General features: G+C 38.8%; 17 protein-coding genes, 1 pseudogene and 1 riboswitch. Of the genes and pseudogenes, 15 read left to right on the forward strand and 3 right to left on the reverse strand.

Annotated elements, in window-relative coordinates; all coding sequences use genetic code 11:
- The first annotated feature begins 514 nt into the window (after positions 1–514).
- The 5 genes from EL097_RS07795 (at position 515) to EL097_RS07815 (ending at position 6,228) form a co-directional block, all read left to right on the forward strand.
- Positions 515–1,243: an ABC transporter ATP-binding protein gene (locus tag EL097_RS07795; RefSeq protein WP_093999048.1), complete on the forward strand. Its 729-nt coding sequence runs from the start codon at positions 515–517 to the stop codon at positions 1,241–1,243.
- Positions 1,236–2,762 (forward strand): ABC transporter permease/substrate-binding protein, encoded by a 1,527-nt coding sequence (locus tag EL097_RS07800; protein WP_003048587.1) that lies wholly within the window; start codon positions 1,236–1,238, stop codon positions 2,760–2,762. The genes EL097_RS07795 and EL097_RS07800 overlap by 8 nt, the downstream gene beginning before the upstream one ends.
- 288 nt (positions 2,763–3,050) lie before the next feature.
- Positions 3,051–4,034: a GMP reductase gene (gene guaC / locus EL097_RS07805; protein ID WP_099982942.1), complete on the forward strand. Its 984-nt coding sequence runs from the start codon at positions 3,051–3,053 to the stop codon at positions 4,032–4,034.
- A gap of 154 nt (positions 4,035–4,188) precedes the next feature.
- Positions 4,189–4,284: riboswitch (purine riboswitch) on the forward strand.
- An 88-nt stretch (positions 4,285–4,372) separates the two neighbouring features.
- Positions 4,373–4,954 carry a xanthine phosphoribosyltransferase gene (locus EL097_RS07810; RefSeq protein ID WP_129545011.1) on the forward strand — a complete coding sequence of 194 codons (582 nt, stop codon included), beginning with the start codon at positions 4,373–4,375 and terminating at the stop codon, positions 4,952–4,954.
- The gene (locus tag EL097_RS07815; protein WP_003048582.1) at positions 4,954–6,228 is read left to right on the forward strand and encodes a nucleobase:cation symporter-2 family protein; all 1,275 of its coding nucleotides are present in this window, start codon (positions 4,954–4,956) and stop codon (positions 6,226–6,228) included. Before EL097_RS07810 ends, EL097_RS07815 begins: the two co-directional genes overlap by 1 nt.
- 259 nt (positions 6,229–6,487) lie before the next feature.
- On the opposite strand, the gene EL097_RS07820 is transcribed toward EL097_RS07815, so the two are convergent.
- Together EL097_RS07820 and EL097_RS07825 are read right to left on the reverse strand one after the other, a co-directional pair.
- The gene (locus EL097_RS07820) at positions 6,488–7,426 is read right to left on the reverse strand and encodes an FAD:protein FMN transferase (RefSeq protein WP_003048579.1); all 939 of its coding nucleotides are present in this window, start codon (positions 7,424–7,426) and stop codon (positions 6,488–6,490) included.
- A 48-nt stretch (positions 7,427–7,474) separates the two neighbouring features.
- The gene (locus EL097_RS07825; RefSeq protein WP_003048577.1) at positions 7,475–7,663 is read right to left on the reverse strand and encodes a 4-oxalocrotonate tautomerase; all 189 of its coding nucleotides are present in this window, start codon (positions 7,661–7,663) and stop codon (positions 7,475–7,477) included.
- A gap of 198 nt (positions 7,664–7,861) precedes the next feature.
- On the opposite strand from EL097_RS07825, the gene EL097_RS07830 reads away from it, so the two are divergent.
- From EL097_RS07830 to nox, 10 genes and pseudogenes are all read left to right on the forward strand, one after another.
- On the forward strand, positions 7,862–8,440 hold the full coding sequence (locus tag EL097_RS07830; RefSeq protein WP_003048575.1) for a thymidine kinase: 579 nt from the start codon (positions 7,862–7,864) through the stop codon (positions 8,438–8,440).
- Positions 8,441–8,486: 46 nt separating this feature from the next.
- On the forward strand, positions 8,487–9,566 hold the full coding sequence (gene prfA / locus EL097_RS07835; protein WP_003048573.1) for a peptide chain release factor 1: 1,080 nt from the start codon (positions 8,487–8,489) through the stop codon (positions 9,564–9,566).
- On the forward strand, positions 9,566–10,405 hold the full coding sequence (gene prmC / locus EL097_RS07840) for a peptide chain release factor N(5)-glutamine methyltransferase (RefSeq protein ID WP_003048571.1): 840 nt from the start codon (positions 9,566–9,568) through the stop codon (positions 10,403–10,405). Before prfA ends, prmC begins: the two co-directional genes overlap by 1 nt.
- Positions 10,389–10,979: an L-threonylcarbamoyladenylate synthase gene (locus tag EL097_RS07845; RefSeq protein WP_003048568.1), complete on the forward strand. Its 591-nt coding sequence runs from the start codon at positions 10,389–10,391 to the stop codon at positions 10,977–10,979. Before prmC ends, EL097_RS07845 begins: the two co-directional genes overlap by 17 nt.
- A gap of 17 nt (positions 10,980–10,996) precedes the next feature.
- Entirely contained in the window at positions 10,997–11,449 is a 453-nt protein-coding gene (locus EL097_RS07850) for a GNAT family N-acetyltransferase (RefSeq protein ID WP_003048567.1), read from the forward strand.
- Positions 11,439–12,695 (forward strand): serine hydroxymethyltransferase, encoded by a 1,257-nt coding sequence (glyA, locus tag EL097_RS07855; protein WP_003048564.1) that lies wholly within the window; start codon positions 11,439–11,441, stop codon positions 12,693–12,695. Before EL097_RS07850 ends, glyA begins: the two co-directional genes overlap by 11 nt.
- Before the next feature lie 6 nt (positions 12,696–12,701).
- Entirely contained in the window at positions 12,702–13,679 is a 978-nt protein-coding gene (locus EL097_RS07860) for a nucleoid-associated protein (protein WP_003048562.1), read from the forward strand.
- Positions 13,680–14,282, forward strand: coding sequence for a lysozyme family protein (locus EL097_RS07865; RefSeq protein ID WP_003048560.1), 603 nt, complete (start codon positions 13,680–13,682; stop codon positions 14,280–14,282).
- A gap of 9 nt (positions 14,283–14,291) precedes the next feature.
- A pseudogene (locus EL097_RS07870) lies at positions 14,292–14,818 on the forward strand (ABC transporter transmembrane domain-containing protein); the annotation flags it as partial.
- 344 nt (positions 14,819–15,162) lie between these two features.
- The gene (nox, locus tag EL097_RS07875; RefSeq protein ID WP_003048554.1) at positions 15,163–16,533 is read left to right on the forward strand and encodes a H2O-forming NADH oxidase; all 1,371 of its coding nucleotides are present in this window, start codon (positions 15,163–15,165) and stop codon (positions 16,531–16,533) included.
- A gap of 185 nt (positions 16,534–16,718) precedes the next feature.
- Here the strand turns inward: nox and EL097_RS07880 are convergent, their stop codons facing one another.
- Positions 16,719–17,702, reverse strand: a complete 984-nt coding sequence (locus EL097_RS07880) for an L-lactate dehydrogenase (protein WP_003048552.1) — start codon at positions 17,700–17,702, stop codon at positions 16,719–16,721.
- Positions 17,703–17,834 lie beyond the last annotated feature (132 nt).

The raw sequence follows: 17,834 nt of genomic DNA on the forward strand, positions 1-17,834 counted from the left end.
TTAAGTGCTGAAGTAGCAGTAAGAATAAGCAATCAGAAGCATAAAACATAACTTACAAAACGATATTTTCATCACGTTCTGAAGGGCTTGAGAATGTGATGAAAATGTCTCCTTTTTATAGGGAAAATAGTCCAATTAGTTGACTTATAGCCCTAAACTTTTTATAATGGTCAAAATAGATGATAAGAAAATGATTAGGAACTAATAGTAGAAAAAAGCACCAGTTGTTAACCTTATCAAGAACTAACGCAGGGCGTTTTAAGTAATAACTGATCGGATTTAAAAAGACTAGAACTTAAAGAGTCAAAGAAGTGCTTAGCTTGTCTTTTTTCTTGAGTAGATAGTCCATTAAGCTCATTTTTCTGGTGGAAGCTGACTAGTAAAAAGCCAAGTCAATTGTTCAATTTTTAAAGTCAGCCCCTAACATTAGCCGCTTGGACAAGTATAAGAGAGATAGGTTAACTCAATTAGTCAGTCAGCCGACTGACACTTTAACCGATGAATGGGAGAGATAATGATACGTTTTAATAATGTTTCTAAAACCTTTGGTCAAACGAAGGTCTTGCAAGAACAGACCTTTCAGATTAACAATCGTGAATTTTTTGTTTTGGTTGGTCCTAGTGGGTCGGGAAAAACAACCCTTTTAAAAATGATTAATTGTTTAATCGAGCCAAGTTCTGGGGACATTCTCTTAAATAAGACGCTTCAAAAAGATTTGAATTTGCGTGATATGAGACTATCTATCGGTTATGTCTTACAGCAGATTGCTCTCTTTCCCAATCTCACAGTGGCTGAAAATATTGCTATTGTTCCCAGGATGAAACAGTGGTCACCTGAGGATATTAAACAAAAAACAGAAGAATTATTGGAGAAGGTTGGCTTGCCAGCTAAGGATTACGTGAATCGTTACCCTAGTGATTTATCTGGAGGGGAGCAACAGCGTATCGGTATTGTTCGTGCTATTATTTCTCATCCTAAAATTTTATTGATGGATGAACCTTTTTCAGCATTAGACCCTATTTCGCGGAAACAATTACAAGAGTTAATGTTAAGTCTTCACAAAGAATTTGATATGACCATCGTATTTGTGACGCATGATATTGATGAGGCTGTCAAATTGGGGGATCGCGTGGCTATTTTAAACGAAGGACAGATTGTGCAGTTAGACCGTCCAGAAATCATTAAAGCCCATCCTGCGAATGCCTTTGTTGCGAATTTATTTGGAGGTGATGACCATGCCTAGTTTATTTGTGACCTTCCAAAACCGCTTTAGCGAATGGACAGCAGCCCTAGCAGAGCATTTACAGATTTCCCTCTTATCTTTAATGATTGCCTTGTTAATTGGAATTCCTTTAGCAGCCTTATTGAGTCGAAGTAAACGCTGGTCGGATATTATGTTGCAGGTTACAGGCATCTTTCAAACGATTCCTTCGCTGGCTTTGTTGGGACTCTTTATCCCTTTGATGGGAATTGGAACTTTCCCTGCAGTGACGGCTTTAGTTATTTATGCTATTTTCCCGATTTTACAAAATACCATCACAGGCCTAAATGGGATTGATCCAAGTCTTGTAGAAGCAGGGACTGCCTTTGGAATGACCAAATGGGAGCGTCTGAAAACCTTTGAAATTCCCATTGCCATGCCTGTTATTATGTCGGGAGTTCGAACATCGGCGGTTATGATTATTGGAACAGCTACTTTGGCTTCCTTGATTGGAGCTGGTGGCCTCGGTTCTTTCATTTTACTCGGTATTGACCGTAATAATGCCAACCTGATTTTGATAGGAGCTATTTCGTCAGCACTACTGGCTATTATTTTCAATAGTCTTCTACAATATCTGGAAAAGGCTTCCTTGAGACGTATTATTGTCAGTTTTGGGGTGATTCTGCTAGCTTTGTTGACTTCCTATGCTCCAATGGTCATTGGCCAGTTTTCAAAAGGGAGAGACACTATCATTATTGCGGGTAAGTTAGGCGCTGAACCAGATATCCTCATCAATCTTTACAAAGAATTGATTGAAGATCAATCGGAGCTAAAGGTTGATTTAAAATCTAACTTTGGGAAAACCAGTTTTTTGTACGAAGCTCTTAAATCTGGAGACATTGACATTTACCCTGAGTTTACAGGAACCATTACGTCGAGTCTTTTACAGGAGAAGCCACCTTTGTCAAATAATCCTAAGCAAGTTTATCAGGATGCCAAAAGGGGGATTGCTAAGCAAGACAAGCTGGTTTTGCTAAAACCATTTGCTTACCAAAATACTTATGCTGTTGCCATGCCTAAGCGTTTGGCTAAGGAACGTCATATTGAGACCATTTCTGATTTAAAAGAGCATGCTTCAGATTTAAAAGCAGGTTTTACCTTAGAATTTAAAGATAGAGAAGATGGTTATAAGGGAATGCAATCACAATACGGGATACATTTATCTGTAGCTACCATGGAGCCAGCTCTTCGCTATCAAGCGATTCAATCAGGAGATATTCAGGTGACAGATGCCTACTCAACAGATGCCGAAATTACTAAGTACCATTTGAAAATTTTAAAAGATGATAAGCAGCTTTTCCCACCTTATCAAGGAGCACCTTTAATGAAGGCTTCGTTGTTAGTGAAATACCCTGAATTAAAGGGGATTCTTAATCAGCTGGCTGGAAAAATCACTGAAAAAGAGATGCAAGAAATGAATTACAAGGTTTCAGTAAAAGGAGAAGATGCTAGCAAGGTGGCTCACGCCTATCTACTGAAAGCGAAATTAATTGACCGGTAATCAGTCATGTTAGTCCTAAGGGCTAACATTTTTTTATGGATGGAGAGGTATGAGAAGCAACTGAAGAAAAGAGTTGGTTTTTATAAAAACCGAACGTTTAATAAAAAAAACATAGTGAAATTTGACAAAAAATAAACAAAAAGATAAACTGTAAAAGGAAAGGTAACTATTTACCTAGCGATGACTCTGGTTTTTAGAAGTCATAGGAAGGTCATTTTTGTGTAAAACGAGGAGAAGAGATTGTTCTGTGAATAGGCGCTTTTCAACTCTGTTAAAAGGAGAAAACCTATGTTTAATGACATGCCTGTATTTGATTATGAAGATATCCAGCTGATTCCTAACAAGTGCATTATTAATAGTCGATCACAAGCGGACACAAGCGTGACACTTGGAAAGTACCAGTTCAAATTACCAGTTATCCCTGCCAATATGCAAACCATTATTGATGAGACAATTGCAGAACAGCTGGCAAAGGAAGGTTATTTTTACATCATGCACCGTTTTGATGAGGCAAGTCGTCAACCTTTCATCAAACGCATGCACGAGCAAGGCTTGATTGCCTCTATCTCTGTTGGGGTCAAAGCTTATGAATATGACTTTGTTAGCTCCTTAACAGAGGATGCCCCTGAATTTATCACCATTGATATTGCTCACGGCCATGCTAATAGTGTCATTGATATGATTAAGCATATTAAAACAGAGTTACCAGATACTTTTGTGATCGCTGGGAATGTCGGAACGCCAGAAGCAGTACGTGAACTTGAAAATGCAGGTGCTGATGCTACTAAAGTAGGAATCGGCCCTGGAAAAGTATGTATCACTAAAGTTAAAACCGGTTTTGGAACAGGGGGATGGCAGCTAGCAGCACTACGGTGGTGCGCTAAGGCAGCTCGTAAGCCGATTATTGCTGATGGTGGGATTCGTACTCATGGTGATATTGCCAAATCCATTCGCTTTGGGGCTAGCATGGTCATGATTGGTTCGCTTTTTGCTGGTCATATTGAGAGTCCTGGAAAAACAATTGAGGTCGATGGTCAATCTTTCAAAGAATATTACGGATCTGCATCGGAGTATCAAAAAGGTGAACATAAAAATGTTGAAGGTAAGAAAATCTTGCTTCCAACAAAGGGGCACTTGGCAGATACCCTGATTGAAATGCAACAAGATTTGCAATCTTCCATTTCTTATGCAGGTGGCAAAGACCTAGAAAGCTTACGGCGTGTTGACTATGTCATCGTGAAAAATTCCATTTGGAATGGGGATACCATTTAGGTGACAGGCCCAGTTCCCCTTACGAGGAACACCCCTTTCTGATTGTGGAAAAACAATCTTCTATTACCAGTCTGACCCTAAACTGGGCGCAAAAGGGGTTAAACATTTTTATTGAAAAAAATAAGAAAAGTGGTAGAATAATAAATTATCATAATGAATAAAATAATAACGTACTTATTTATACTGTGAATTGGCGCAGTGTTTCTACAAGACACCTTAATGTCTAACAATAAGTAAGCTTTTAAGCTTGCTTGGTTTTTTAACCTTGCAAAGTAAGGAACTTTTGTAGTTGCTTATTTTGCGGCAAGCTTTTTTCTATTTGAATCAAAAGGAGATTTATGCAGTTACTTGAAGAGCGCATCTTAAGAGATGGTAATATTCTAGGAGAGAATATTTTGAAAGTGGATAATTTTTTAACACACCAAGTCGATTACCGTTTAATGAAAGAAATCGGCAAGGTTTTTGCTCAGAAATATACTGATGCTGGAATTACAAAAGTGGTTACTATTGAGGCATCAGGTATTGCGCCAGCAGTTTATGCAGCAGAAGCTTTAGAAGTTCCGATGATTTTTGCTAAAAAGCATAAAAATATTACCATGACAGAAGGTATTTTGACAGCAGAAGTTTATTCTTTCACTAAACAGGTGACAAGTACTGTTTCAATTGCGGGCAAGTTTCTTTCTGAAGAAGATAAGGTTTTGATTATCGATGACTTTTTAGCCAATGGTCAAGCAGCAAAGGGCTTGATTGAAATTATTGGTCAAGCAGGTGCGCAGGTGGTTGGAGTTGGGATCGTTATTGAAAAATCTTTCCAAAATGGTCGTCAATTAATTGAAGATATGGGAATTGAAGTGACATCCCTGACTCGCATTAAAAACTTTGAAAATGGGGAACTAAACTTTTTGGAGGCTGACGTATAATGACACATTCAACAAAGCAGGAACATTCACATTCCCAATCGGCTGTGTTAGGATTACAGCATGTTCTGTCTATGTATGCTGGTTCCATTTTAGTTCCAATCATGATTGCGGGAGCTTTGGGTTATTCTGCTAGAGAGCTCACCTATTTGATTTCCACAGATATTTTCATGTGTGGTATAGCAACCTTTTTACAATTAAAATTGACCAAATATACAGGTGTTGGTTTACCCGTTGTTTTAGGTTGCGCCTTTCAATCAGTAGCACCTTTATCCATTATTGGAGCGCAGCAAGGGTCGGGTGCTATGTTTGGAGCCCTGATTGCTTCAGGGATTTATGTTATTATGGTCGCAGGTATCTTTTCTAAAATTGCGCGTTTCTTTCCGCCTATTGTAACAGGTTCTGTGATTACCGTTATTGGTTTGAGCCTGATTGGTGTTGCTATGGGGAACATGGGGGATAATATCAAAGAACCTACATTACAAAGCCTGATTTTGTCACTGTTGACGATTTTCATTATTCTTTTGGTTCAAAAATTTACCAAAGGTTTTGTGAAATCCATTTCCATTTTGATTGGACTTGTAGCGGGAACCTTGTTTGCAGCTATGATGGGATTGGTGGATACAACTCCTGTTGTAGAAGCTTCTTGGATTCATGTACCAACTCCATTTTATTTTGGCATGCCAACTTTTGAAATCACTTCTATAGTGATGATGTGTATCATTGCGACGGTTTCTATGGTTGAATCAACAGGTGTTTACTTGGCTCTTTCTGATTTAACCAATAATCACTTGGATGAGAAACGCTTGCGAAACGGTTATCGCTCAGAAGGGATTGCAGTCTTTCTTGGAGGTTTGTTTAACACTTTCCCTTACACAGGCTTTTCGCAAAATGTTGGTTTGGTTCAGATTTCAGGTATTAAAACACGTCGTCCCATTTATTATGCTGCTGGTATTCTTGTGGCAATTGGCATGTTACCAAAATTCGGAGCAATGGCACAAATGATTCCAAGTCCAGTTCTGGGAGGAGCTATGCTTGTTCTCTTTGGTATGGTTGCTCTTCAAGGGATGCAAATGCTAAATCGTGTTGATTTCCAAAATAATGACTATAATTTTATTATCGCTGCTGTTTCCATCTCAGCAGGTTTAGGCTTTAATGGCACTAATCTTTTTGCCAGCTTACCAGAGACAGCACAAATGTTTTTAACCAATGGTATTGTGATTGCAACATTGACGTCTGTTGTTTTAAATTTAGTTTTAAATGGCAAAGACAAGTAAGAGGAATCATTAAAAAACGGCTTATTAAGCCGTTCAGAACGTAGACAAACTTTATTTTTAAGAAGGTGTCGATGAAAATGATTTAATGATCGTGATGTTAACTAACTCTTGAAACACTTATGTTGTTGTGTTTCAAGAGTTTTTCTTTTTTAAAAGAGTAAAAAAGATTGAAGAAAAATTGTCCTAAATGGACTTTTTCTTCAATCTGAACAGCTAATAAGCCGTTTGTGATTAGTTTTGAGCAAACCGTTAAACTCTTTTAGTGATAGTATGGTTGAAAATAGTGTTTCAAACCATTTGACATAAGGACATGATGCTTTCTTGTTACTAGAAGACCTTCAACATTATCAAGGGTATTTAAAAGAGTGATAACCATTGAGCTATCAAGGCCAAATAAACGGGTGGTCCACAGTTCGCACGTGAGAGATGACGGGGCTACGATAGTTAAGCTAACCATCTCTGTTTCTATCGGATAGCCAGTCTTGCGATCGAAGAGGTGATGGTAGTGTTTTCCGACGACGTTTAGTTGCCGTTCATAGATTCCAGAAGTCACAACAGATTGATTGTTAATCTTGATGACACCCAGATGTTGCCCACGTTTGGCACCGGGTTTCTGAATGCCGACATGAAAAGCGGCGTCAGCTCGCTTAGGATTAGGTCCATGAACGAGCACATTTCCTCCTAAATTAATAAGGGCGGAGTCGATACCATCTCTGATAAGGTAGGCCATAATCTTATCAGCTATGTAGCCTTTGGCCAAGGCTCCTAAGTCTAAAGCCATTCCTGCTTGTTGTAGAAAGACAGTTTGTTCTTTGTCATCTATAATAACTTGCTTAGGGTCTGTTAGGGCTAACTGTCGTGAGATAAGGCTATGGTTAGGAACCCTAGCATCTTCAAATCCAATTCGCCAAGTTTGGACAAGTGGTCCGATAGCAATATTCAAATTGCTTGGCGTTGACAAGCTATGAGTTTTACCAATTTGGATTAGGTTTAATAAATCAGAGTGGACGTTGACTGGTTTAACACCAGCCGCCTGATTAACAGCCATCAATTCAGAGTCTGCGTCATTGGCTGAAAAACGATTTTTGTAAGTATGTAATAAGTCGATGACTGTTTGTAGTTGTTGAGTGGCCTTGTCAGATTCGATTTGCACGTCAATAATAGTACCCATCAATGTCAGTTTTTTCTTAGCAAGCATGGTCTTTCTCTTTTAGCAAAAGACCCCCACTTAGTAGTAGGGGAAGGGTTATAATAATTTTCGTTTTAGCTCACCTTGTGGGAAATATGTCCCTTCTGGCATGTCATTAATAAAGACATGAATCGATTCTTTAGGTGCTTGGGCAATTCGTGATACAACTTCAGTTACTTCACGAGCTAATTGATTTTTTTGCTCTTGACTACGACCTTCAAAAAGATCAATGGTTATAAATGGCATAGGTGTCCTCCTTTTTCTAGTTATGTCTATTTTATCATGTTGTTAAGGAATTGCCTATGCTTAAGGCCTCCTTGAAAAGGCTTACTAGAGGAATTTCTTCCAATATGATCCTGTTGGATTTTCAAAGAAGCCAATCGCCAAATGGGGACAATTATGATAGAATAGAAAGGATAAAAGTAGAAGGTAGGAAACTCCATTTTGGCTCAATTATACTATAAATATGGGACAATGAATTCAGGCAAGACCATTGAAATTTTAAAAGTGGCTCACAATTATGAAGAGCAGGGAAAACCTGTTGTTATCATGACAAGTGCCCTTGATACACGTGATGGTTTTGGTGTTGTGTCAAGTCGTATTGGCATGAGACGAGAAGCTATTCCCATTTCCAGTGACATGGATATTTTCACATTTATTGCCCAATTGGAGGAAAAACCTTACTGTGTCTTGATTGATGAATGCCAATTTTTAAGCAAGCAAAATGTTTATGATTTGGCGCGTGTGGTTGACGAATTAGCTGTACCAGTGATGGCATTTGGTTTGAAAAATGATTTCCAGAATGAATTATTTGAAGGCTCAAAATACCTCTTGCTGCTAGCCGATAAGATTGATGAGATCAAAACAATTTGCCAGTATTGCAGCAAAAAGGCCACTATGGTCTTGCGAACCGAAAATGGGAAACCTGTTTATGAAGGGGCTCAGATTCAGATTGGGGGCAACGAAACCTATATTCCAGTCTGTCGCAAACACTATTTCCACCCACCAATGGATGCAGAGTAGCTAGCAGTGACTGAGAAAAAGTAAGAAGAGGAGACGACAAACACGAATGAATATTTATGATCAATTACAGGCGGTTGAAGACCGTTACGAAGAGTTAGGTGAATTGTTGAGTGACCCAGATGTGGTTTCAGACACCAAACGTTTTATGGCTTTATCAAAAGAAGAAGCTAGCACGCGTGATACGGTTACTGCCTATCGTGAGTATAAACAAGTCATTCAAGCCATTGCTGACGCTGAAGAAATGATCAAGGATGCCAGTGGTGACCCTGAGTTAGAAGAAATGGCTAAAGAAGAATTGAAAGAATCTAAGGCTGCCAAGGAAGATTACGAAGAAAAATTGAAAATTCTCTTACTTCCAAAAGATCCAAATGATGATAAAAATATTATCTTGGAAATCCGTGGAGCTGCTGGTGGGGATGAGGCTGCACTTTTTGCAGGCGATTTATTGAGCATGTATCAGAAGTTTGCCGAAAGTCAAGGTTGGCGTTTCGAGGTCATGGAAGCCTCTTACAATGGTGTCGGCGGTATTAAAGAAGTGGTGGTCATGGTTTCAGGGCAATCTGTTTATTCCAAATTAAAATATGAATCAGGTGCTCACCGCGTACAGCGTGTTCCAGTAACCGAAAGTCAAGGACGTGTTCATACCTCAACAGCAACGGTTTTGATTATGCCAGAAGTGGAAGAAGTGGAGTACGACATTGATCCCAAAGATTTACGGATTGATATTTACCACGCATCAGGTGCTGGTGGCCAGAACGTCAATAAGGTGGCAACTGCGGTTCGTATCGTTCACTTGCCAACCAATATTAAGGTGGAAATGCAAGAAGAGCGGACTCAGCAAAAAAACCGTGATAAGGCAATGAAAATTATCCGAGCCCGCGTAGCTGACCATTTTGCTCAAATGGCACAAGATGAACAAGATGCTGAACGTAAATCGACCATTGGGACAGGAGATCGTTCTGAACGCATTCGGACTTACAATTTCCCACAGAATCGTGTGACTGACCACCGTATTGGCTTGACTTTGCAAAAGTTGGACACGATTTTATCTGGGAAACTGGATGACATTGTTGATGCCCTTGTCATGTATGACCAAACACAAAAATTAGAATCTCTAAATAACTAATGAATTATGCTAGATTAATGAGGACTTATGAGGATAAACTGGACAAGATAGGTGAGGATCGCGAAAACCTCGCCTATGTTTTTAGGGAGCTAAAAGAATGGTCTAGTCTTGAGTTTTTACTACATCAAAATCAAGAAGTAACTGCCGACGATTATCTTCTATTAGAGGAGATTTTTGGTGCCCTAAGTCAACACTTATCTCCTCAATACATTACTGGACGTGCTTATTTTCGTGATTTGCAACTTGCAGTGGACTCACGGGTTTTAATCCCAAGGCCAGAAACAGAAGAATTAGTTGACTTGATTCTTAAGGAAAATACTGCTCCTCACTGCAAGGTTTTAGACATTGGAACGGGAAGCGGTGCCATAGCACTTTCTCTCAAAAAAGAGAGACCAGACTGGCAACTAACGGCATCTGATATTTCCAGAGATGCCCTTGCTTTGGCCCAAACCAATGCCGATACTTATCAGCTTGACGTGACCTTTATTGAATCAGATGTTTTTAGCCATCTTTCAGGAAAGTTTGATATGATTATTTCCAATCCTCCTTATATCGCTTATGAGGATAAGGAGGAGGTAGGCTTAAATGTTCTCCACTCGGAACCTCATTTGGCACTTTTTGCAGAAGAAGATGGCTATGCCATTTACCGCAAGATTATTGAGGAAGCAGCTGATTATTTAACGGAAACGGGAAAGTTATATTTTGAAATTGGTTATAAGCAGGGAGAAGGTCTTAACCATTTGTTGAAAACCTATTTTCCTGATAAACGCGTACGCCTGTTAACGGATTTATTTGGTAGAGAAAGGATGCTGGTTGTTGATAATGGAACGCTTAGTTAGTATTATTGAAGCAGGTGATGCTCTTGTTTTGCCGACAGAAACGGTGTATGGTCTTTTTGCCAAGGCTTTGGATGAAAAAGCAGTAAATGCTGTTTATGACTTAAAACAAAGACCTCGCGACAAGGCGATGAACCTTAATGTGGCTGATTTTAATAGTATCTTAGCCTTTTCAAAGGAACAGCCGGGATACCTCAAAAAATTATACCAAGCCTTTTTACCAGGTCCCTTGACGATTATTCTAAAAGCTAATGATCGAGTTCCTTATTGGATTAATTCGGGACTGCCAACAGTTGGTTTTCGCCTACCCAGTCACCCAATTACCGCAGCTTTAATTCAAAAAACAGGTCCTTTAATTGGTCCTTCTGCAAACATATCTGGCAAAGCCAGTGGTCGGGTTTTTGATCGGATTATGCGGGATTTTGACTTTAAAGTGATTGGTTATGCAGATGATCCCTTTTTGACAGGAAGGGATTCAACCATTTTAGACTTATCAAGTGAGCGTGCTGTGATTTTGCGTCAAGGTACCATCACCAAAGAAGAATTATTAGCCAAAGTACCTGAACTTCGTTTTTAAGAGAGGAGCTGTTTGGAATGTTGAGACCATTAAGCAAAACGGATTGTCCTATGCTACAAGAAATTAATGCCAAAGCTCTTGGCTATTTAGTTTCTCTTGACTTGTTAGAAAGGCAATACGAGCGCTTGATTGAGGATTGTCATCATTATTTTTTAGCCTATGCCGACAAGGACACTAATCAATTATTGGGCTATGTTCATGCTGAACGGTATGAGACCCTTTATGCGGCTGATGGTCTTAATCTATTGGGCTTGGCTGTTTTACCAGCCTATCAGGGAAGGGGAATTGGAAGTACCCTACTAAGGGCTTTGGAATCACAAGCTAAACAGGAAGGGCTTGCCTTTATTCGTCTCAACTCTGCCAGTCATCGTAAAGAAGCGCATGCTTTTTACCGAAACCTCAACTACGCAGATGATAAAACACAATTACGATTCATCAAGAACTTACAAGGAGATGACAATGATTTTTGACAAAGAGACTTTTGAAGATTTTGATAAAGAACTTTGGGATGCCATTCATGCTGAAGAAGAAAGACAAGAGCACAATATTGAATTGATTGCCTCTGAAAATATGGTTTCAAAAGCTGTCATGGCTGCTCAAGGTTCTGTTTTAACCAATAAGTATGCAGAAGGCTATCCAGGTAATCGCTATTATGGGGGAACAGAATGTGTGGATATTGTTGAAACGCTTGCTATTGAACGTGCTAAGAAACTTTTCGGTGCCTCATTTGCCAATGTTCAAGCCCATTCCGGAAGTCAAGCCAATGCAGCAGCTTATATGGCCTTGATTGAGGCTGGTGACACCGTATTAGGAATGGATTTGGCTGCTGGTGGTCATCTCACGCATGGTTCTCCAGTAAATTTTTCAGGAAAGACCTATCATTTTGTGGGTTACTCAGTAGATGCCGATACGGAAATGTTAGATTATGATGCCATTTTGGAGCAGGCTAAAGCTGTCCAACCTAAATTGATTGTTGCAGGGGCTTCGGCTTATTCTAGAAGCATTGATTTTGCAAAGTTTCGTGATATTGCTGATCAAGTTGGTGCTTATTTAATGGTGGATATGGCTCATATTGCTGGACTTGTGGCTGCAGGTTTGCACCCGAATCCTGTCCCTTATGCGCATATTGTGACGTCAACAACCCATAAAACCTTACGTGGTCCTCGTGGAGGATTGATATTAACCAATGACGAAGCTCTTGCTAAAAAGATTAATTCAGCCATTTTCCCCGGCTTACAAGGAGGACCTCTGGAACATGTGATTGCTGCTAAAGCAGTTGCTTTCAAAGAAGCCTTGGATCCGGCCTTTAAAGACTATGCACAAGCTATTATTGATAATACTGCGGCTATGGCAGATGTATTTGCTCAAGATGACCGTTTCCGTCTGATTTCAGGCGGTACAGATAACCATGTCTTTTTAGTTGATGTTACCAAAGTCATTGCCAACGGTAAATTAGCGCAAAATCTTCTGGATGAGGTTAATATTACCCTTAATAAAAATACCATTCCTTTTGAAACCTTGTCGCCATTTAAAACCTCAGGTATTCGTATTGGCTGTGCTGCCATAACCAGTCGTGGCATGGGCGTTAAAGAAAGTCAGACCATTGCTCATCTCATCATCAAAGCCTTGGTTAATCATAATCAGGCTGCTGTTCTTGAAGAAGTCCGTCAGGAAGTGCGTCAATTAACAGATGCTTTTCCACTCTATAAAAAGTAAGGAATCATGTTAGATAGTTATATAAAACGTATTGTTATTCACCAATTTTCTCCCAATGACACTGAGTTATTGTTATCAGATCGCTTGGTGAGCATTACACCACGAATTGATGAGTATTTTCGGAAAAAGTTAGCTAAGGTGTTCTCAGATGAAGCTAAAAGAGGTCAATTTGATGCTGACAATGCTTTTTTTGCAAGTATCAACGATGATCTGTTGGAAACGTCTGTTACTATTGCACAATTATGGAAGGAAGCCTTTGTTATTTCAGAGGATCAAAAAACCAATGATTTAGTCTTTATCCAGTTCGATAAGGATGGGGAACCCTTCCTTGCTTTCTTGCGAATTGTCTTGAGAGAACAGTTTGCTCACCTCTCTGATAATTATGAACACCCATTTACGGTGACACAGAATAATCTGCCTGGTCCTACCCAGACGCCAGATGAAGCACTGGTAATTAATCTTAAGTCTGGTCAATACTACCTAATTGAAAAGCGTGTGAAGCATAATGGTAGCTTTGCTAATTATTTTTCAGAAAACCTCTTGAAGGTTACACCTGAGCAATCTGTTAAAAAGTCCATCAAACTGATTGAACAAACTGCTCAAAAAATTGCTGAGAATTTTAATCAAGATGATTTTGCTTTTCAGTCAAAGATGAAATCCACTCTTTTTAAACAATTAGAAGCAGACCAAGCTTTATCACCAGAAAAATTAGCAGACCAACTCTTTGATGATAATTTAACGGCCCGTTTAACCTTTGTGGATCAAGTCAAAGAAGTCATTCCAGAACCTATCCAAATCAGTGATATTGACCATTCTAGACAAATAAAAAAATTAGAAAGTCAAAAGCTGTCGTTATCAAATGGGATAGAATTAATCGTACCAAATGCCATTTATCAAGATGCTGAATCGGTTGAATTTTTGTTAAATAATGATGGGACGTATTCTATCTTGATTAAAAATATAGAGGATATTAAAACAAAGTAGATGTTTAGATTTTTAAAGCGTGTCTGTGGCTTTCTTATTCTCCTTCTTGTTGCTTACCAAGCCTTTGTTATTCATCACAATGTTCAACGTGTTTTGGCATACAAGCCGATTGTTGAGAAAACATTAGCAGAAAATGATACCAAAGCAAATGTGGATCTTGTATTGGCTATGATATACACCGAGACAAAAGGGGGAGAAGCAGATGTCATGCAATCCAGCGAAAGCAGTTCGGGACAAAAAAACTCAATTACAGATAGTCAGGCCAGTATTGAGTATGGTGTGAGTTTACTTTCTCATAATCTTGCTCTAGCTGAGGAAGCGGGGGTAGATTCTTGGACAGCTGTTCAGGCCTATAATTTTGGAACTGCTTATATTGATTATGTTGCCAAACATGATGGCCAAAATACTATTGAATTAGCAACTACCTATTCTAAAACGGTTGTAGCTCCAAGCCTTGGAAACACTAGTGGTCAAACTTATTTTTATTATCATCCCCTCGCCTTGATTTCTGGAGGCAAGCTTTATAAGAATGGTGGCAATATCTATTACTCACGAGAAGTTCATTTCAATCTTTATTTAATTGAACTGATGAGCCTTTTCTAGAAAGTTACCATAAAAAAACGATTGCGTTCATATCTGAAAGGGTACCTAAAAGAAACCATCTTGGGTCCCCTTTTCAACTTATCAGAAGCTTTATTTGAACTATTGATTCCTTTAGTGATTGCTAATATGATTGATGTGCAGATTAGTCAACACAATAGTTAAGGGATTTTGGGAGTTGTGTTAGCAGCTGTTGGATTTACCAGACAAATGACAGATGATTTGTTAAAAAACATCATGTTTTTGAGCAAGGAAGGCTAAGACTATCTTGGTTATGTTAGTCTTTTATCACGGTTGACCAGTGATTGTTTTCAAATCAGATCGGTATTAATCAATTTTTTCGTCTTTTTTTAAGAGCCCCCATTATCGTATTTGGTGCTATGGTAATGGCTTATTGGATTAGTCTAAGTCTGACCCTATGGTTTGTGATAATGGTGGTTGTTTTACTGGCGCTTGTTGTTGTTATGTCACACTTATTAAGCCCCCTTTATCTCTTAACCCTAGATGAAGTAACTTCCTCTATTGATATTAGAACAGAAGCTGATTTGATTTTAGTTATGGAACAAGATTGGTTGATTGAGTGGGGAACTCATTCGGCATTGGTGGCTAAAAAAGGATTTTGTGCTAAATTACAAAAAACAGAGTAAAGTTCGTCTTTTTTATAAAGATGGCTTTTTTTGATTATTAAAATTAGTTAATTAACAAACTTTAATTTATTGTATAAAAAAATGATCGTGGAAAAATGAACAACATTTTCTAATAAATGGGAAATCACAGCCAGCAAAAAAGAAATAGATAAGAAAAGTGAGCAAGATGTTTGAAAGCGCTTTTTTACTGTGATATAATATTCATATATAATATTGTGAAATGAGGAACAAAATATATGAGTAAAATCGTTGTTGTTGGTGCAAACCATGCTGGTACGGCCTGTATCAAAACTATGTTAACAAACTACGGTGATGCTAATGAGATTGTTGTATTTGACCAAAACTCAAATATTTCATTTTTAGGCTGTGGTATGGCGCTTTGGATTGGTGAACAAATTGCTGGACCAGAAGGCTTGTTCTATTCTGACAAAGGAGAACTAGAGTCTTTAGGAGCTAAAGTTTACATGGAATCACCTGTTCAATCAATCGACTATGATGCTAAAACAGTGACAGCACTTGTGAATGGCAAAGAGCACGTGGAAGCTTATGACAAATTGATTTTTGCAACTGGCTCACAACCAATCTTACCACCAATTAAAGGTGCCGAAATCAAAGAAGGATCACTTGAATTTGAAGCAACTCTTGAAAACCTTCAATTTGTTAAGTTATACCAAAACTCAGCTGATGTAATTGCAAAGCTTGAAAACAAAGACATTAAACGTGTAGCTGTTGTTGGTGCAGGTTACATCGGAGTTGAACTGGCTGAAGCTTTCCAACGTAAAGGCAAAGAAGTGGTTCTCATTGATGTCATGGACACTTGTTTGACAGGTTATTATGACCGTGATTTGACTGACTTAATGTCTAAGAATATGGAAGAGCATGGTATTCAACTAGCTTTTGGCGAAACGGTTAAAGAAGTAGCTGGTAATGGTAAAGTTGAAAAAATCATCACTGATAAAAATGAATATGATGTGGATATGGTTATCCTTGCTGTTGGTTTCCGTCCAAACACAGCCCTCGGTAATGGCAAGATTGAGCTTTTCCGTAATGGTGCTTTCCTTGTTAACAAACGTCAAGAAACTTCTATTCCAGATGTTTATGCCATTGGTGATTGCGCAACTATCTATGATAACGCAACTCGCGACACAAACTACATTGCTTTAGCTTCAAATGCTGTTCGTACAGGAATTGTAGCAGCACATAACGCTTGTGGCACAGACCTTGAAGGAATTGGTGTCCAAGGATCAAACGGTATTTCAATTTATGGCTTGCACATGGTATCAACTGGTCTGACCCTTGAAAAAGCTACACGACTTGGTTTTGATGCTGCAGTGACTGAATACACTGATAATCAAAAACCTGAGTTTATTGAGCATGGTAACTTCCCAGTGACCATTAAGATTGTTTACGATAAAGACTCACGTCGTATCTTGGGTGCTCAAATGGCAGCCCGCGAAGATATGTCAATGGGAATTCACATGTTCTCACTTGCTATCCAAGAAGGAGTGACCATTGAAAAGTTGGCATTAACCGATATTTTCTTCTTGCCACACTTCAACAAACCTTACAATTACATCACAATGGCAGCACTTGGTGCCAAAGACTAATACCTGATAGGAAGAGGCCAGAGCAGTTTAGCTGTACTGGCTTTTTTTAAAATAGTTGTCGCAAAAGGACACTTTTATGCTAGTTGTTTGCCCCTGAAAAATCCTAAACTTTTATTATTCTCTTATAGCACGTTGGAAAAGGAATATCAGACAAAACAAAAAGAGACCTCGGTCTCTTTTTGTAATTAGTTTTTAGCAGCAGAAGCAAATTCTTCTTTAGTAAAGGCTTCATCAATGATAGTTTTTAATTGATTTGCAGAAGCTTGCATTTTTTGCAATTCAGCATCGTTAAGTGGAATATTGACTGGGCGAACAATTCCATAGGCACCAACGATTGCTGGTTGACCAATGTAGCAATCTTCAACACCTTCGTATTGGCCTTCTTGGAAAACAGAAAGTGGAAGAACTGCATTTTCATCGTCAAGGATAGCTTTTGTAATACGTGCTAGGGCAACTGCAATACCGTAGAAAGTAGCACCTTTTTTATTGATAATTGAGTAAGCAGCATCACGTACAGAAATGAAAAGATCAACTAGACCTTGCTCATCAATATCACGGTTAGCTTGGAGCCAGTCATAAAGACCAACACCTGCAACGTTAGCATGTGACCAAACGGCAAATTCAGAATCTCCGTGTTCGCCCATGATGTAAGCATGGACTGAACGAGCATCAACACCGATTTTAGCAGCAAGAGCTTGACGGAAACGTGCTGAATCCAATGAAGTACCTGAACCGATGACGCGCTCTTTAGGGAAACCTGAGAATTTCCATGTTGAGTAAGTCAAAACGTCAACTGGGTTAGCAGCAACAAGGAAGATTCCTTTGAAACCAGAAGCAACGATTTGAGTGACCACTTCTTTATTAATACGAAGGTTTTTCTCAACAAGGTCAAGGCGAGTTTCGCCTGGTTTTTGAGGAGCACCAGCTGTTAAGACAACAAGATCTGCATCATGACAGTCTGAGTATTCAGCAGCATAGATTTTCTTAGGTGATGTGAAGGCAAGAGCGTGGCTTAAATCTTCAGCATCTCCTTGAGTTTTTTCTTTAAAAATATCAATAATACCAAGTTCTTGAGCAATATTTTGTGTTACCAATGCAAAAGCGTATGATGAACCAACGGCACCATCACCGACCAAAATTACTTTTTTGTGTTGTTTAGTTGCAGTCATTTCTAAATATCTCCTTAATTTTATTAGAGCAATAGCTCATACGATTTTATTTTAACATATTGGGATATGTTTGTCATGGAATTCAGGAAAATAATGAAAATTGTTTTCTGATAACGCTTCCTATAAGAAAAA

The sequence above is a fragment of the Streptococcus canis genome, from assembly GCF_900636575.1.
In the GTDB taxonomy this organism is placed as follows: Bacteria; Bacillota; Bacilli; order Lactobacillales; family Streptococcaceae; genus Streptococcus; species Streptococcus canis.

Coding starts and splice junctions, on each gene's coding strand:
- EL097_RS07795 (WP_093999048.1), top strand. CDS start 515: ATGATACGTTTTAATAATGTTTCTAAAACCTTTGGTCAAACGAAGGTC.
- EL097_RS07800 (WP_003048587.1), top strand. CDS start 1,236: ATGCCTAGTTTATTTGTGACCTTCCAAAACCGCTTTAGCGAATGGACA.
- guaC (WP_099982942.1), top strand. CDS start 3,051: ATGTTTAATGACATGCCTGTATTTGATTATGAAGATATCCAGCTGATT.
- EL097_RS07810 (WP_129545011.1), top strand. CDS start 4,373: ATGCAGTTACTTGAAGAGCGCATCTTAAGAGATGGTAATATTCTAGGA.
- EL097_RS07815 (WP_003048582.1), top strand. CDS start 4,954: ATGACACATTCAACAAAGCAGGAACATTCACATTCCCAATCGGCTGTG.
- EL097_RS07820 (WP_003048579.1), bottom strand. CDS start 7,426: ATGCTTGCTAAGAAAAAACTGACATTGATGGGTACTATTATTGACGTG.
- EL097_RS07825 (WP_003048577.1), bottom strand. CDS start 7,663: ATGCCATTTATAACCATTGATCTTTTTGAAGGTCGTAGTCAAGAGCAA.
- prfA (WP_003048573.1), top strand. CDS start 8,487: ATGAATATTTATGATCAATTACAGGCGGTTGAAGACCGTTACGAAGAG.
- prmC (WP_003048571.1), top strand. CDS start 9,566: ATGAATTATGCTAGATTAATGAGGACTTATGAGGATAAACTGGACAAG.
- EL097_RS07845 (WP_003048568.1), top strand. CDS start 10,389: ATGGAACGCTTAGTTAGTATTATTGAAGCAGGTGATGCTCTTGTTTTG.
- EL097_RS07850 (WP_003048567.1), top strand. CDS start 10,997: ATGTTGAGACCATTAAGCAAAACGGATTGTCCTATGCTACAAGAAATT.
- glyA (WP_003048564.1), top strand. CDS start 11,439: ATGATTTTTGACAAAGAGACTTTTGAAGATTTTGATAAAGAACTTTGG.
- EL097_RS07860 (WP_003048562.1), top strand. CDS start 12,702: ATGTTAGATAGTTATATAAAACGTATTGTTATTCACCAATTTTCTCCC.
- EL097_RS07865 (WP_003048560.1), top strand. CDS start 13,680: ATGTTTAGATTTTTAAAGCGTGTCTGTGGCTTTCTTATTCTCCTTCTT.
- nox (WP_003048554.1), top strand. CDS start 15,163: ATGAGTAAAATCGTTGTTGTTGGTGCAAACCATGCTGGTACGGCCTGT.
- EL097_RS07880 (WP_003048552.1), bottom strand. CDS start 17,702: ATGACTGCAACTAAACAACACAAAAAAGTAATTTTGGTCGGTGATGGT.